The following is a 14,856-nucleotide window of genomic DNA, read 5'->3' on the forward strand; positions in this document are numbered from 1 at the left end:
CGGACGTGTCCGACGATTCCTGACCCCACCGCCCGTTCGCCCCACACCCGTTGAGGACTCACCCGCCCATGAGCAACCCCGCACCGCAGCGCCCCCGCTTCGGCGTCAACTACACGCCCAGCGCCGGCTGGTTCCACCACTGGCTCGACTTCGACCTCGACGCCGTCCGCGCCGACTTCGACTCCATCGCCGCACTCGGCCTGGACCACGTCCGGGTCTTCCCGCTCTGGCCGCTGTTCCAGCCCAACCGCACCCTGATCCGCCCGCGCGCCGTCGAGCAGCTGGCGGCCCTGGTGGACGCGGCCGGCGAACGCGGCCTGGACGTCGCGGTGGACGGCCTCCAGGGCCACCTGTCGAGCTTCGACTTCCTGCCCTCCTGGACGCAGACCTGGCACCGGCGGAACATCTTCACCGACCCCGAGGTCCTCGACGGCCAGGCCGCCTACCTGCGCACCCTCGCCGAGGCGCTGCACGAGCGGCCCAACTTCCTCGGCATGACGCTCGGCAACGAGATCAACCAGTTCTCCGGCGAACCGCACCCCGACCCCGACCGGATCACCCCCGGGCAGGCCGACGCCTGGCTGCGCCGGATGCTCGACGCCTGCGAGCAGGGCGCGCCCGGCCGGATGCACCTGCACGCCTCCTACGACGCCGCCTGGTACCTGGACGAACACCCGTTCACCCCGTGGCACTCGGCCCGGATCGGCGCCGCCACCGCCGTGCACTCCTGGGTGTTCAACGGCACCGCCCAGCGCTACGGCGCCCACTCCACCGCCACCGCGCAGCACGCCGCCTACCTGGTCGAGCTCTCCAAGGCCTGGGCGGACGACCCGGCCCGCCCGGTCTGGCTGCAGGAGGTCGGCGCCCCCGCCCCGCACATCACCGCCGAGGACGCCGCCCGGTTCACCGGCGCCACCGTCGAGGCCGTGCTCGACTGCCCGGACGTGTGGGGCGTCACCTGGTGGTGCTCGCACGACGTGGACCGCTCGCTGGCCGACTTCCCCGAGCTGGAGTACAGCCTCGGCCTGCTCACCACCGACCGCGCGGTCAAGCCGGCCGGCGCCCGGCTGGCCGAGGCCGCCGCCGAGGCGCGCCGCTCCTGGCAGCCGCCCGAGCCGCGCACCACCGCCGTGGTGGTGGCCACCGGGGACGAGGTGACCGCGCCCAAGCGCTCGGTCTGCGGGCCCGGCGGCGCCGTCTACGAGGCGTTCATGCGCCTCGCCGAGGCGGGCGCCCGCCCGACCACCGTCCTCGCCGAGCACGCCGAGGACCAGGCCCACCTGGCCGCGCGCGGGATCACCGAGGTGGTCCACCCGGACGACGTACGTTCTCTCTGACCCCTGTTGTTCCGCCCTCAGTCACGCAACGGAGCCCGCTGACATGCACGATGACCGCACGCTGGTCGAGTCCCGCCTCAAGCGCGTCCTGGACGAGCGCATCCGCCCGGCCGTCTACCCCGAGTCCGTCCCGCTGGAGGTCGGCATCTGGACCGCACCCGGCGAGCCCGTCCCGGTCGCCGAGGGCCTGGCCGCGCCGCGCACCCCGGTCGCGGTCGGCGACGCCTGGGGCGCGCCGTGGGGCACCAGCTGGATCACCGTGACCGGCACCGTGCCGAAGGCCTGGGCCGGGCGGACGGTCGAGGCGCTGATCGACCTCGGCTTCGACGCCAACATGCCCGGCTTCCAGTGCGAGGGCCTGGTCTACCGCCCGGACGGCACCCCGGTGAAGGGCCTCAACCCGCAGAACCAGTGGGTGCGCATCGCCGCCCCCGCGGCCGGCGGCGAGCAGGTGCTGCTGCACATCGAGGCGGCCTCCAACCCGGTCATCCTGGACTACCACCCCTTCCTGCCCACCGAGTTGGGCGACAAGGACACCGCCGGCGACCAGCCGCAGTACAAGCTGACCCGGATGGACCTCGCCGTCTTCGACGAGACGGTCTGGCAACTGGTGATCGACCTGGAGGTGCTCGGCGAGCTGATGGCCGAGCTGCCGGTGGACGGCGCCCGCCGCTGGGACGTCCTGCGCGCGGTCGAGCGGGCGCTCGACGCGATCGACCTCCAGGACGTCAACGGCACGGCGGCCGCCGCCCGTTCGGAGCTCACCGACGTGCTGGCCGCGCCCGCCGTGCCGTCCGCGCACCGGATCAGTGCGATCGGCCACGCGCACATCGACTCGGCCTGGCTCTGGCCGCTGCGCGAGACCGTCCGCAAGGTGGCGCGCACCACCGCCAACATGACCGCGCTGCTGGAGGACGAGCCGGACTTCCTCTACACCATGTCCCAGGCACAGCAGTTCGCCTGGATCAAGGAGCACCGCCCCGAGGTGTACGCCCGGGTGCAGAAGGCCGTGGCGGAGGGCCGGTTCGTCCCGGCCGGCGGCATGTGGGTCGAGTCCGACACCAACATGCCCAGCTCGGAGGCGATGGCCCGGCAGTTCGTGCACGGCAAGCGGTTCTTCCTGGACGAGTTCGGGGTGGAGAACCACGAGGCATGGCTGCCCGACACCTTCGGCTTCACCGGCGGCCTGCCGCAGATCATCCGCAACGCGGGCTCCAAGTGGCTGTTGACGCAGAAGATCTCGTGGAGCCAGATCAACAAGTTCCCGCACCACACCTTCCTCTGGGAGGGCATCGACGGGACCAGGATCTTCACCCACTTCCCGCCCGTGGACACCTACAACTGCTCCATGAAGGGCAGCGAGATCGCCCACGCGGCAAGGAACTTCAAGGACAAGGGGGTGGCCCGGCACTCGCTCGCCCCGACCGGCTGGGGCGACGGCGGCGGCGGCACCACCCGCGAGATGGTCGCCAAGGCGGGCCGGATGAAGGACCTGGAGGGCTCGGCCACCGTCCGCTGGGAGAAGCCCGCCGAGTTCTTCGCCAAGGCCGAGGCCGAGTACCCGAACCCGCCGGTCTGGGTCGGCGAGCTCTACCTGGAGCTGCACCGGGCCACCCTGACCAGCCAGGCGAAGACCAAGCAGGGCAACCGGCGCAGCGAGAACCTGCTGCGCGAGGCCGAACTCTGGTGCGCCACCGCCTCGTTGCGCACCGGCGCGGCCTACCCGTACGAGCAGCTGGACCGGATCTGGAAGACCGTCCTGCTGCACCAGTTCCACGACATCCTGCCCGGCTCCTCCATCGCCTGGGTGCACCGCGAGGCCGAGGCGACGTACGCGGCGCTGGCCGCGGAGCTGGACTCGCTGATCGACGGCGCCCAGCAGGCCCTCGCCGGGGACTCCGCCGGCGGGCGCGAGCTGGTGTTCAACTCGGCGCCGCACCCGCGCTCGGCCGTCCCGGCCGGCGGGGCCGCCCCGGCCGCGCTCGGCTCGGGCGCCTGCGAGGTCATCGAGCGGCCCGAGGGCGGCTTCCTGCTGCGCAACGGGCTGCTGGACGTGGTCGTGGACGCCGACGGCCTGGTCGCGTCGGTGGTCGAGGTGGCGAGCGGCCGGGAGACCGTCGCCCCCGGCACCCGGGCCAACCTGCTCCAGCTGCACCCGGACTTCCCCAACATGTGGGACGCCTGGGACGTCGACCAGTTCTACCGCAACACCGTCACCGACCTGACCGCCGTGGACGCGCTGACGGCGCTCTCCGCCCCCGACCAGGCTGCCGTCCGGGTGGCGCGCTCCTTCGGCTCGTCCACCGTCGTCCAGACGCTCACCCTGCGGGCGGGCGAGCAGCGGCTCGACATCGACACCGAGGTCGACTGGCACGAGACCGAGAAGTTCCTCAAGGCCGCGTTCCCGCTGGACGTGCACACCGAGCGGTACGCCGCCGAGACCCAGTTCGGCCACCTCTACCGGCCCACCCACACCAACACCAGCTGGGACGCCGCCAAGTTCGAGGCCTGCAACCACCGCTTCGTCCACCTCGACGAGCCCGGCTGGGGCGTCGCCCTCGTCACCGCCTCCACCTACGGACACGACGTCACCCGCGCCGTCCGCGACACCGACGGCGGCACCACCACCACGGTCCGCTTCTCGCTGCTGCGCGCGCCCCGCTTCCCCGACCCGAAGACCGACCAGGGCCTGCACCGTTTCCGGCACGCCCTCGTCCCGGGTGCGGCGATCGGCGACGCCGTCCGCGAGGGCTACCGGATCGGCCTGCCCGAGCGGCGCGTCACCGGCAGCGCCGAGCAGGTCGCGCCGCTGGTGCAGCTGGACAACGACGCGCTGGTGGTCAGCGCGGTCAAGCTCGCCGACGACCGCAGCGGCGACCTGATCGTCCGGGTCTACGAGGCGGGTGGCGGCCGCGCCCGGGGCCTGCTCACCACCTCCTACCCGCTGGCCGGCGCCGTCCCCTGCGACCTGCTGGAGCGGCCCTGGGACGGCACCCGCGGCGAGGTGGCCGTGGAGGACGGCGCGGTGCGGCTGGCGCTGCGGCCGTTCGAGCTGGTCACGCTGCGCCTGAGCGCGGCGGGCTGAGCACCGCCGACTGACGGGCGGGCGGGGCCCCGCCGTTCGGGGCCCCGCTGTTCGGAGCCCCGCTGTTCGGAGCCCCGCTGTTCGGAGCCCCGCCGTTCGGGGTCCCGCACCCCGCCCGCCGCGCCCCGCATGCCGCACTACGCTGATCGGCGCCCCGGCCCGCCCGCCGGGGCGCCGCCCCCGCCCGAACCCGCCTGGAGCCCGCCGCGATGACCCTCACCCCGCCGCCCGCCGCCACCCCGCTGTTCGCCGCCGTGGACATCGGCGGCACCAAGATCGCCGGGGCGCTGGTCGACGGCCACGGGCGGCTGCGGCACCGGCACCAACTGCCCACCCCGGCCCGGGAGCCGGGCGCGGCCGTGCTCGCCGTCGTGCACGAGGTGCTGGACCGGCTCGCCCGCACCGCCGACTGGGCCGCCGTGACGGCCGTCGGGATCGGCAGTGCCGGCCCGGTCGACCTCGTCGCCGGCTCCGTCAGCCCCGTCAACATCCCCGGCTGGCTCGACTTCCCGCTGGTCGCCGAGGTCGCCGCGCACCCGGCGGTGGCCGCCCGGCGGCTGCCCGTCCAACTGGCCGGGGACGGCGTCGCGATGGCCGCCGCCGAGCACTGGCAGGGCGCCGCCCGGGGCGCGGCCAACGCGCTGTGCCTGGTGGTGTCGACCGGGGTCGGCGCCGGGCTGGTGCTCGACGGCGCCGTCCGCCCCGGGCCCAGCGGCAACGCCGGCCACCTCGGCCACATCACCGTCGACCTGGACGGCGAGCCCTGCCCGTGCGGCTCGCGCGGCTGTCTGGAGGGCCTCGCCAGCGGCACCGCCATCGCCCGCCGGGCCCTCGCCGAGGGCTGGCGCCCGGCCGGGGAGGACCGCTCGGCCCGGGCCGTCGCCGCCGACGCCGAGGCGGGCGACCCGATCGCGCTCGCCTCCTTCGACCGCGCCGCCCAGGCCCTCGCCGCCGGGATCGCCGCCACCGCGGCCCTGGTCGACCTCGACCGGGTGGTGGTCGGCGGCGGCGTCGCCACCGCCGGCGACGTCCTGTTCGCACCGCTCGCCCGCCACCTCGACCGCTACGCCACGCTGTCCTACATCCGCGGCCTCGACGTCCGCCGCGCCGAACTCGGCACCGATGCCGGGCTGATCGGCGCGGCCGCGCTCTGCCGCTGACCCGAACCCCTCGGAGGCCGCGCCATGTCGCTCCCGCCCTTCGCCCTGCTCCACAACCCGGTCCGCCCGTACGCGTGGGGCTCGCCCACCGCCATCCCCGCGCTGACCGGCACCACGCCGACCGGCGCCCCGCAGGCCGAACTGTGGATGGGCGCACACCCGTCGGCGCCCTCCGAGCTGCTGGCTCCGGACGGCGCCGGCGGGCCGCAGCCGCTGGACGAACTCATCCAGCGGTACCCGAACGCCATGCTCGGGCCGGACACCGTGGGGCGGTTCGGCCCGACGCTTCCGTTCCTGTTCAAGGTGCTGGCCGCCGACCGGGCGCTCTCCCTCCAGGTCCACCCGACCCGGACCCAGGCGGCGGCCGGGTACGCGGCCGAGGAGGCTCGCGGCGTCCCGCTCGACGCACCCGAGCGGGTCTTCAAGGACCCCGGGCACAAGCCCGAACTCATCTGCGCCCTCGGGGACTTCGAAGCGCTGTGCGGCTTCCGACCGGCCGCCGACACGGCCCGGCTGCTGGACGCGCTCGCCGTCCCGCTGCTCGCCCCCTGGGCGGACGACCTGCGCGCGCACCCCGCCGCCGAGGCCCTGCCCGCGCTGCTGCGCCGGGTCCTGGCCGAGGACCGGCCGACCCGCAGCCAACTCGGCGACGTCACCAGGGCGTTGCACCGGCTCGCGGCCGAGGGCGGCCCGTTCGCCGAGGCCTGCGCCGGCTACGCCCGCGCCGCCGCGCAGTACCCCGGCGACCCGGGCCTGATCGCCGCGCTGCTGCTCAACCACGTCCGGCTCACGGCGGGCCAGGCCCTCTACCTGGACGCCGGGGTTCCGCACGCCTATCTCCGGGGCGTGGGCGTGGAGTTGATGGCCAACTCGGACAACGTGCTGCGCTGCGGGCTCACCCCCAAGCACGTCGACGTCGACGGCCTGCTGGCGGTCACGTCCTTCCGCACCGATGAACCGCAGGTCCTCACGGCACTCCCGGGCGACCGATTCGAGGAGGAATTCCCCTCCCCCGCCGAGGAGTTCAGGCTCTCCCGGCTGCGCCCCGGCCCGGCCGCCGTCCGCGCCGAGCTGCCCACCCCGCAGATCCTGCTGTGCGTCGAGGGCCGCGCCCGGTTGCACGCCCCCGGCTTCGCGGACCTCGACCTCCCCCGGGGCGCGTCCGTCTACCTGCGGCCGGGCGCCGGACCGGTCGAGCTGACCGGCCGGGGTGCGGAGCTGTTCCGGGCCACCACCGGCGCGCCGGCCCAGGCCGGCACCGGGTGGCCGAACAGCAGGTCGTAGCCGTCCGGGAGCTGCTCGACCACGCGGTCGACCAGTTCCCCCGGGGCCAGGTCGGCGAGGGTGCCGAGCACGGCCCCGATGTCCCACGGCCCGGTCGCCTCGGTCGCGCCGTCGATCCAGCCGACCACGCCGCGCACGAAGCGCTCGGCGGTCAGCGGTTCGGCGGCGGGCCCGGCATCGCGCAGCAGCGGGGCGTACGCCTCGGGCAGCGCGTCGGCGAGCTCGGCCCGTTCGGCCCCGACCAGGTGCTCACCGAGCAGCGCGAGCACGACCCGGATGGCGTGCTCCGCCTCCGCCTCGCTCGGGTACTCCCCGCAGTCGACGACGCGGGCGCGGAAGTCCTCCGGGGAGATGGTCATCGCGTCCTCCTTCCGGTCGGCGGGGACCGGCTGCGCTCCGCCCGGAAGCCGGAGGCCGAGAGCCGCCGGCCCTCTCGCGGACGATCCCTGGCCCGGTGGCCCGGAGGCGGCGGACGGCTGGTGTGGCGGACGGCCCGTGGCGGACGACTGGTGGCGGGGAGGTCCGGTCGGCTGCGCCGTCACGGCCCGTGACCGCCCGGGGTTCGCCGGTACCCGTGCTGCTCAGCGTACTGCGGCACGGCGGCACGGCGGCAGGGAGACCGGCCGGACGGATCGACGCCGTTGTCGATCACGCCGCCGGCCCGCGCCCTGCCCGGCGCGGGGCCACCAGGGGGCCGGGTGTCAGGCCACCGACGCCCGACACCGTCTGCGGGTGCGGTGCGGCAGAGCGGCGCCCGAGCGGGCCGCCACGCGCTGCGGCGGAGGCGCCGTGACCGGCACGGCCGGTGCGGCGGGCACAGCGGGCAGGGTGGACACAGCCGGCGCGGTGGACACAGCCGACGCGGCCGGCGGGACCGCGACGGCCTGCACGGCATCCGGCATAAACGCCTCGAGAAAACGCCGCTCGTTCGAACTGAGTTTGCGCGAGCGGCCGGATTCACGGTCCCGCGCGACCACCACGGTCCTGGCCCGCATAAAGGTGAGCGGGTCACGGCAGACATTCACCACGACATGCGTGGAACTCCGCCCGATCCGTTCAACCGTCAACTGCACCGACAAAGGCTCGGGCCGGTGGTACAACTGCTCCAGGAAATCGATCTCGTGCCGCGCGATAATGAATCCGGACGGGAACAGGGCGTCCCGGACGGCGGTCTCGTGGTGGCAGAACATGTCGTAAATCCCCTCCTGGACGTAGCCGACCAGCCGGGCGTTGTTGATGTGCCCGTTCTCGTCGACGTCGCTCCACCGGGTGGGGCAGGACAGCACGTGCACGCCCGGGTGCAGCGCGCTCACTGCTGCGTCAGCCCGGCGCCGGTCGCGGCGGGGAGCAGTGCCCGGCGCAACCTCGCGTAGTAACCGGACTGCTCCGCCGCCATCCGGGCCGCCGTCCAACCCTCCTCGGCCGCTTCCGCGGCGACCTGGACGACCAGGCTGTCGAGCACCGCGTCGACCGACCGGCAGAGTTCGGCGACCGCCGCGAGGCGCTCGGTGACATCGGCGCCGACGGCCGCACCCCGGGCCGGGAAAGCGGCCAGCGATTCCGCCGCGAGTTGCAGGTCGTCGACGGTGTCCGGCATTTTCTCCGGCATGTTTTCCGGCATCAAATTCGACACGTTTTTCTCCATGACTCATTCCGGCCATTACGGCCCGGTAACTAGTGTTCGAATACACCGAATCGGTGTCGGCCCCCCGACGCCTTCGACGCTATCCCAGCCGACACGGTCGACGGATGGTTTACGGACGGCGACGGGAAACTCACTCCTATTGGAGTAGTTTGGCGGGGTACACAATATGCCCCATCATCCGAATGCCGTCGGCAGAACGGGTGGCATCGCCGACCCGAACCCCGAAACCGACACCTGCACGTCGCGGATCTGCTACCAGCCTCCCCACCACCTCGCCTTGTAGAGATGCGTCCCGCGCAGCATCCGCGTCCCGTCCGGCCGGTGCAGGGTGATCACCGAGGTGCACCAGGAACACGGCCCGCTGTGGTCGGGGGCCACGGTCAGCAGCCGTCCGGTGCCGGGCTCGTCCCCGACGCTCTTCACGTCCCGGACGGCTGCGGGGTCGCCCAGCCGCACGGCGGTGAAGCGGTCGGCCGCCGGGTCGTACCGCCACAGGCCGGTCAGCGTGCTCACCCAGAACCGTCCGGGCTCGGCCAGCACCGGCGCGAGGTCGTGCCCGCCGTGGTCGGGCAGCGGCGTCGAGCGGACGGCGGTCAGGGTGGGCGCCGCCGGGGTGCCGCCCACCCGCAGCGCGGTCAGCACGTCGTCGCCGAGCACCCAGAGCAGGCCCGTCCGGCCGTCCCAGTGCACGCCGTGCGCGCCCGGGAGCGGGTAGCCTGCGTGGGCGGTGGCGCGCGGCCCCTGCGAGGCCGCGTACAGCCGCACCCACCCGCCGCCGCTCGCCGCGACCGCGACGTTGCCGTCCGGCAGCAGCTCGATGCTGTGCGGATTGACCGCCCCGCCCAGGTCCGCCGCCCAGCGGGTCGCGCCGGTGGTGGTGTCCACGACGGCGGCCAGGCCGCCGGAGGCGGTGGTCAGCAGGTAGCGCCGGCCCTGCCGCACCCGGCTCTTCGCCTCGTCCGGATTCGTCCAGCTCCGCGCGGGCGTCAGGTCCGCGAGCCCGGCCGCCCGGTCGGCGCTCCAGCCCCACACGACCGGCAGCCGCCCCGGGCCCCGGTAGGCCATCAGCTCCTCGGCGCTCTGCAGCACCAGGACGCTACGGGACTCCTGGTCCACCACCACGACCGCCCACCCGGGCGACCTGGCCTGCGCGCCGGTCGCCGGCACGCAGAACAGCAGGACGCACAGAGCACACAGGGCCACCAGCGTTCTCCTCAGCACGCCCCCACCGTGCTTGTTCCCGGGCCGCTTTGCACGGCGGAGCGTCCGAACGGCCGTGGCGAGCACGGTGGCGGATCCGGGGTGGCGAATCCGCCACCGTGCTCGCCACCGTCCGGATCCGCGCGGGTGCCCGCCCTCACGCCCGGACCCGCGCGGCCGCGTTCACTACCTCCCGGAGACGACGTCCGCGACGCGGGCGATCGGCGAGGTGGTGGCCCGTCCGCCCGCCTCCTGGCGGTCCGCCGCGTGGTAGGCCGCGTACATCGCGTGCACCCCGATCCAGCGCAGCGGCTCGGGCTCCCAGCGGCGCACGGTGTGGCCCACCCAGGGCAGCCCGGTCAGCCCGGTGTCCCGCCCGAGGACCAGGTCGCGCAGGGTCCGGCCCGCCAGGTTCGTCGTGGTCACCCCGCTGCCGACGTACCCGCCCGCCCAGCCGAGGCCACTCGCACGGTCCAGCTCCACCGTGGCGCACCAGTCCCGGGGGACGCCGAGCACGCCCGCCCAGGCGTGGTCGATCCGGGCGCTCGCGGCCGCCGGGAAGAAGCGGTTCAGGATCTGCCGGAGCTGGCGCACGGTCTCCACCTGGGTGCCGCCGTCCGCATCCGTCCGCGAGCCGAACCGGTACGGCACGCCCCGGCCGCCCAGCGCGATCCGGTCGTCCGCGGTGCGCTGCGCGTACATGTAGGCGTGCGCGAAGTCGCCCAGCACCTCGCGGCCCTGCCAGCCCGCGTCCGCCCAGAAGGCGGGCGGCAGCGGCTCGGTGGCGATCATCGCCGAGTTCATCGGCAACCAGGTCCGCCGCTCGCCGCGCAGGCCGGCCGTGAACCCCTCGGTGGCGCGCAGCACGTACTCGGCGGTCACCGTGCCCTGCGGCGTCACCGCGCGCGGCCGGGCGTACGCGGTGCCCGGCAGGATCGCCGTCACCGCCGTCCCCTCGTGCACCGCCACCCCGAGGTCCCGCACCACCCGCGCCAACCCGCGTACCAGCTCGGCCGGTTGGATCCGCGCACCGTACGGCGTCCAGGTGCCGCCGAGGGCGCCCGCGACGGCGATCCGGTCGGCGGCCTCCTTGGCGCCCAGCAGCTCGACGCGGCCCTCGCCGTACGCCCGCTCGGCGGCGGCGAAAGCCTTGAGCCTCTCCAACTGGGCTCTGTTCCTGGCTACTTCGAGCACCCCGCCACGCACGATGTGCGCGTCGATCCGCTCGGCGGCGGCGACGTCCACGACCTCCCCGACCGCCTCGTCCATCGCCCGCTGCATCGCCGCCGCCGCGCCCGGGCCGTACCGCTTCGCGAACGCGCCCCGGCCCGCGAAACCGTTGTACAGCCACCCGCCGTTGCGGCCCGAGGCGCCGTAACCGCAGAACCGGCGCTCCAACACCGCGATCCGCAGCGACGGCTCCGCCTTCTTCAGGTAGTACGCCGTCCACAGCCCGGTGTACCCGCCGCCGACGACGCACACGTCCACATCCGCGCTCCCGGGCAACGCCGGCCCCGGCTCCGGCAACCCGCTCGCCGCGTACCAGAACGACACCTCGCCGTTGACCGCCACCAGAACCTCCCACACCCGTCGCCGACCTGCCCGGACGCTACGCCGCACCGGTCACGCCGGAACACCCCCACACTGCCAAGATCCCCCCGCCCGGCCAGCCACCCTGTCAGACCGCCAGCAGCTCCAGCACCCGCGTCCAGCTGTACGCCCCCGGCGTGAACTCCGCGATCCGCACACCCATGCTCCGCAGCCTGGTCAAGCTCTCCCCGTACGCCGGATGCGCCGCCTGCGCCGCGCTCAGGCAGGGCTGCACCGCCACCGGGACCCGGGTGTCCGCCCCTGCGGCGCGCAGGGGCGGACACCATCACACAGCGCCGGCCGGATCGCCGTTCATACCCCGCAGGTCGTAGACCGTCAGGACCACGGCTCCGACCTGCCCTCCTCCTGCGCGCGGACGACCGTCGCCGGTGCCGCGTGGTGCCCTGGTGGTCCCGGGCGCGCCGGCCCGACGAGAGGAGACGCTCCGTGAACCCGTCCACCCCGTACAGGATTCGACCACTCCGGCTCAGCGCGGCGGCCGTCGCCGCGGGCGCCCTGCTGTTCGGCGTGGCCGCCGCGCCGGCAGCCCAGGCGGCGGGCCCCCGAGCCGACCTCGTCCAACAGCGGCTCGACGCGCTGGTCCGGCAGGACGGTGTGCCCGGCGCGCTGGCCACCGTGCGGGACCGGAACGGGCACACCCGCACCTACACGGCCGGGGTGGGCGATCTGGCCACTGGCGCGGCGGTGCCCGTGGACGGGCAGGTCCGGGCGGGCAGCAACACCAAGTCCTTCACGGCCGTCGTCGTCCTGCAGCTCGTCGCCGAGGGCAAGGTCGATCTGGACGCCTCCCTCGACACCTACCTGCCGGGCCTCGTCCGCGGCACCGGCGCCAGTGGCGAGATCGACGGGCGGAAGATCACCGTCCGCCAGATCCTCCAGCACACCAGCGGCCTGCCCGACTACACCCACTTCCTGCCCGACCAGAGCCTCTCCCAGTACCACGAGCCCCGCGACCTGCTCGACCTCGCGCTCGCACAGAAGCCCGACTTCGAGCCCGGCAAGGGCTGGAAGTACTGCAACACCGGTTACCTGATCGCCGGTCTGATCATCCAGAAGGTCACCGGGCGGCCCGCCGGCGAGGAGATCACCCGGCGGGTCATCGACCGCATCGGCCTGCGCCACACGTACTTCCCCGCCCAGGGCGACATGACGGTGCACGAGCGCCACCCGCACGGCTACTTCACCGAGGAGCCCGGCGGCCAGCCGCTGGACGTCACCGAACAGGACATGTCCTGGGCCTGGACGGCCGGCGCCCTGGTGTCCACGAACAGCGACCTCAACCGCTTCTTCCGTGCCCTGCTCGGCGGCGAGCTGCTGGCCCCGGCCCAGCTCGCCCAGATGCAGGTCACCGTCCCCGCCGAGTACATGGGCCCCGGCGGCCGCTACGGGCTGGGCCTCGCCAGCCGCCCGCTGTCCTGCGGCGGCGTGTACTGGGGCCACGGCGGCACGCTCCCGGGCTACGTGACCCGCGGTGGTGTCACCGAGGACGGTCGCGCCGCCGACATCGCCGTCACCACCCTGCCCTCCGCCGACGTCAAGCAGCGCGTCGCCGACGCCGTCGACGCCGCGCTCTGCCGTTGAGGCGCTGAGGCGCTGAGGCGCTGAGGCGCTGAGGCGCTGAAACATCCAGGCCCGGAAGCGGCCCCGGGCGACGGCCGTGCCCGCCCCCGCGTCACGGGGCGGGCACGGTCGCTCATCCGCAGTCTCAGCCGATGGTGGAGCCGGTGACGGGCTCGGAGAGTTCGACGGTCCTGCCGTTCAGGCCGGCCTTGACGAACTGCCAGGTGAGGCCGTTGATGACGCCCTGGCCGAGCGGGGCCAGCTGGGCGAACACGGGCTGGCTGAGGTCGAGGTGGCCGGCGTCACAGGAGGGGCACTTGTCCCGGACGGGGACGGTGACGGTCTTGCCCTGGTAGCTGACCTTGACCGAAATGCCCTGACACAGGGGGTCGTTGTTGGGGTTGGCGCTGGTCCACCAGGCGTGGGAGACCGCGACGAGCATCTGGTTGGAGGCGTTGATCTGGGTGCCGCAGGCGCCGTAGCCGGCGTCGTTGTAGTAGGTGGCCTTGCCGGACATGGGCGTGTTGATCGGTATCGCCGCGCTGGCGGTGCCGGCGGTGAGGGCGATGAGGGCGGCGGCCGCGAGCGGGGCGCCCGCGAGGATCCTGAGGTTCTTGCTGATGGCGCGCATGGTTCCCTCCGGTTCTCTAGCCATGGGCATGACAGGCAGAAGTCGCCGAAGCCGCAAGGGGGTTCAGCGAGATCGCCCGATGCCCGTCCGAGTGAAGAGAACGTATGCGCCCGACGGTGGCATGGTCCAGACCGCCGCCATGTTGACATGAACACAAGGCAGGAATCTTTACCAATACGGCCGAAGGGGCGAAGATACGTGACCGCACCGCGCCGCAGGGTGTTGACAGGCCACCACGCCCACCCCCGGAGGCCCCGCCCCATGCGCACCGCACTCGCCGCCCTGCTCCTCGGCGCCGCCCTGATCCCGGCCGCCGCCGCACCCGCCAACGCCGTGTCCGCCAACGGCGCGCCCGCGCCCCGCGCGGTGAACCAGGGCTACAGCATCCCCGTCGGCGCCGTCACCGACCTCGGCGCGCTGCCGGTGCTCGGCAGCCTCGGGCTGGACTTCGCCCGCCTGCTCGGGCAGTAGGGTCGCGCCCCCTCGAACCCGGCGCCGCCAGACCCGGACCCCTCACACCCGGACCCCTCACACCTGGACGCTGAACAGACCGCCGGACAGCGGGTGTTGGTCGGACCGGGCGGACGTGATGTAGAGCGTCCGCCCGTCCGGCCCGCCGAAGGCGCAACTGGTGACGCGCGGCACCGGCAGCTCGACCGACGCCAGCACCTCGCCCTCGGGCGAGAGGCAGCGCACCGCCCAGCCGTCCCAGAACGCCACCCACAGGTTGCCGTCGGCGTCGAGCGTCATGCCGTCCGGGTAACCCGGCAGGTGGGAGACGTCGAGCGTGCGGATCCGCTCGCCGAGGGGGCCGTGCTCGGGGTAGGGGTAGAGGGCGATGCGGCGCGTGGTGGTGTCGATGTGCCAGAGCCGGTCGGGCTCCGGCCAGGCGAGGCCGTTGGGGATGTCGAGCCCGCCGAGGATCGCCCGGACACCGCCGTCGCGCTCCAGCCGGTACAGCGATCCGGGCTCGCGCGGCTCCCCCCGCCCCATCGAGCCGGCGACCGGTCGGCCGTACGGGTCGGTCTTGCCGTCGTTCATCCGGCGGTCCGGGCGGTCGGCCTCGACGGCGGCGACCAGCGTGGTGCGGCCAGTGGCCGGATCGAACCGTTCGAAGCCGCGCTCGGTGGCGAGCATCAGCCCGCCGTCGCCGTACGGCATCAAGGTGCCGGGGGTGGCGTCGAGTTCGACCGAGCCGATCGCGCCCGAGGCCGGGTCCAGGGTGAGCACCCGCCGGTCGGGGATGCCGATCCAGCGCAGCAGTTGCGCGGACTGGTCCCACAGCGGGCCCTCGCCCAGCTCCAGGTACGGTGTGTCGGCGACCGGTTCGGCACGCACAGCGG

At 74.2% G+C, this 14,856-nt stretch carries 13 protein-coding genes; 6 read left to right on the top strand and 7 right to left on the bottom strand.

Features of this window, described 5'->3' with window-relative positions:
* The first annotated feature begins 68 nt into the window (after positions 1-68).
* The 4 genes from ACIO9K_RS11495 to manA all read left to right on the top strand — a co-directional run bounded on the left by ACIO9K_RS11495 (position 69) and on the right by manA (position 6,866).
* On the top strand, positions 69-1,337 hold the full coding sequence (locus tag ACIO9K_RS11495; protein ID WP_363623716.1) for a glycosyl hydrolase: 1,269 nt from the start codon (positions 69-71) through the stop codon (positions 1,335-1,337).
* A gap of 43 nt (positions 1,338-1,380) precedes the next feature.
* Positions 1,381-4,422: an alpha-mannosidase gene (locus ACIO9K_RS11500; protein WP_400328714.1), complete on the top strand. Its 3,042-nt coding sequence runs from the start codon at positions 1,381-1,383 to the stop codon at positions 4,420-4,422.
* Positions 4,423-4,631: 209 nt separating this feature from the next.
* The gene (locus tag ACIO9K_RS11505) at positions 4,632-5,582 is read left to right on the top strand and encodes an ROK family protein (protein WP_363623712.1); all 951 of its coding nucleotides are present in this window, start codon (positions 4,632-4,634) and stop codon (positions 5,580-5,582) included.
* A 24-nt stretch (positions 5,583-5,606) separates the two neighbouring features.
* A complete protein-coding gene (gene manA / locus ACIO9K_RS11510; protein WP_400328717.1) occupies positions 5,607-6,866 on the top strand; it encodes a mannose-6-phosphate isomerase, class I in 1,260 nt (419 codons plus the stop codon).
* Here manA and ACIO9K_RS11515 read toward each other — a convergent pair.
* The 5 genes from ACIO9K_RS11515 to ACIO9K_RS11535 all read right to left on the bottom strand — a co-directional run bounded on the left by ACIO9K_RS11515 (position 6,749) and on the right by ACIO9K_RS11535 (position 11,286).
* Positions 6,749-7,225 carry a DUF2267 domain-containing protein gene (locus ACIO9K_RS11515; protein WP_079135401.1) on the bottom strand — a complete coding sequence of 159 codons (477 nt, stop codon included), beginning with the start codon at positions 7,223-7,225 and terminating at the stop codon, positions 6,749-6,751. The genes manA and ACIO9K_RS11515 overlap by 118 nt on opposite strands.
* Positions 7,226-7,567: 342 nt before the next feature.
* Complete coding sequence (locus ACIO9K_RS11520; protein ID WP_400328721.1) at positions 7,568-8,179, bottom strand: acyl-CoA thioesterase; 612 nt, start codon at positions 8,177-8,179, stop codon at positions 7,568-7,570.
* Complete coding sequence (locus ACIO9K_RS11525; RefSeq protein ID WP_350880739.1) at positions 8,176-8,475, bottom strand: hypothetical protein; 300 nt, start codon at positions 8,473-8,475, stop codon at positions 8,176-8,178. Before ACIO9K_RS11525 ends, ACIO9K_RS11520 begins: the two co-directional genes overlap by 4 nt.
* Before the next feature lie 288 nt (positions 8,476-8,763).
* Positions 8,764-9,714 carry a DUF6528 family protein gene (locus ACIO9K_RS11530; protein WP_363623706.1) on the bottom strand — a complete coding sequence of 317 codons (951 nt, stop codon included), beginning with the start codon at positions 9,712-9,714 and terminating at the stop codon, positions 8,764-8,766.
* Between the two features lie 183 nt (positions 9,715-9,897).
* Positions 9,898-11,286, bottom strand: a complete 1,389-nt coding sequence (locus ACIO9K_RS11535; RefSeq protein WP_363623727.1) for an FAD-binding oxidoreductase — start codon at positions 11,284-11,286, stop codon at positions 9,898-9,900.
* A gap of 462 nt (positions 11,287-11,748) precedes the next feature.
* Here ACIO9K_RS11535 and ACIO9K_RS11540 point away from each other — a divergent pair, with 462 nt between their 5' ends.
* A complete protein-coding gene (locus ACIO9K_RS11540; protein ID WP_363623702.1) occupies positions 11,749-12,903 on the top strand; it encodes a serine hydrolase domain-containing protein in 1,155 nt (384 codons plus the stop codon).
* 124 nt (positions 12,904-13,027) lie between these two features.
* Here the strand turns inward: ACIO9K_RS11540 and ACIO9K_RS11545 are convergent, their stop codons facing one another.
* Positions 13,028-13,513 (bottom strand): cysteine/serine endopeptidase inhibitor, encoded by a 486-nt coding sequence (locus ACIO9K_RS11545; protein ID WP_400328726.1) that lies wholly within the window; start codon positions 13,511-13,513, stop codon positions 13,028-13,030.
* A 261-nt stretch (positions 13,514-13,774) separates the two neighbouring features.
* Between ACIO9K_RS11545 and ACIO9K_RS11550 the strand changes: the two genes are divergently transcribed.
* Positions 13,775-13,984: a hypothetical protein gene (locus tag ACIO9K_RS11550; RefSeq protein WP_363581784.1), complete on the top strand. Its 210-nt coding sequence runs from the start codon at positions 13,775-13,777 to the stop codon at positions 13,982-13,984.
* A gap of 57 nt (positions 13,985-14,041) precedes the next feature.
* On the opposite strand, the gene ACIO9K_RS11555 is transcribed toward ACIO9K_RS11550, so the two are convergent.
* Entirely contained in the window at positions 14,042-14,851 is an 810-nt protein-coding gene (locus ACIO9K_RS11555; protein WP_363623698.1) for an SMP-30/gluconolactonase/LRE family protein, read from the bottom strand.
* Positions 14,852-14,856: the final 5 nt, after the last annotated feature.

The organism is Kitasatospora sp. NPDC087271 (assembly GCF_044744605.1).
GTDB lineage: Bacteria > Actinomycetota > Actinomycetes > Streptomycetales > Streptomycetaceae > Kitasatospora.

Bases quoted from the DNA above. Each gene is read 5' to 3' on its own strand.
- ACIO9K_RS11495 (WP_363623716.1), top strand. From the start codon at position 69: ATGAGCAACCCCGCACCGCAGCGCCCCCGCTTCGGCGTCAACTACACG.
- ACIO9K_RS11500 (WP_400328714.1), top strand. From the start codon at position 1,381: ATGCACGATGACCGCACGCTGGTCGAGTCCCGCCTCAAGCGCGTCCTG.
- ACIO9K_RS11505 (WP_363623712.1), top strand. From the start codon at position 4,632: ATGACCCTCACCCCGCCGCCCGCCGCCACCCCGCTGTTCGCCGCCGTG.
- manA (WP_400328717.1), top strand. From the start codon at position 5,607: ATGTCGCTCCCGCCCTTCGCCCTGCTCCACAACCCGGTCCGCCCGTAC.
- ACIO9K_RS11515 (WP_079135401.1), bottom strand. From the start codon at position 7,225: ATGACCATCTCCCCGGAGGACTTCCGCGCCCGCGTCGTCGACTGCGGG.
- ACIO9K_RS11525 (WP_350880739.1), bottom strand. From the start codon at position 8,475: ATGCCGGAGAAAATGCCGGACACCGTCGACGACCTGCAACTCGCGGCG.
- ACIO9K_RS11545 (WP_400328726.1), bottom strand. From the start codon at position 13,513: ATGCGCGCCATCAGCAAGAACCTCAGGATCCTCGCGGGCGCCCCGCTC.
- ACIO9K_RS11550 (WP_363581784.1), top strand. From the start codon at position 13,775: ATGCGCACCGCACTCGCCGCCCTGCTCCTCGGCGCCGCCCTGATCCCG.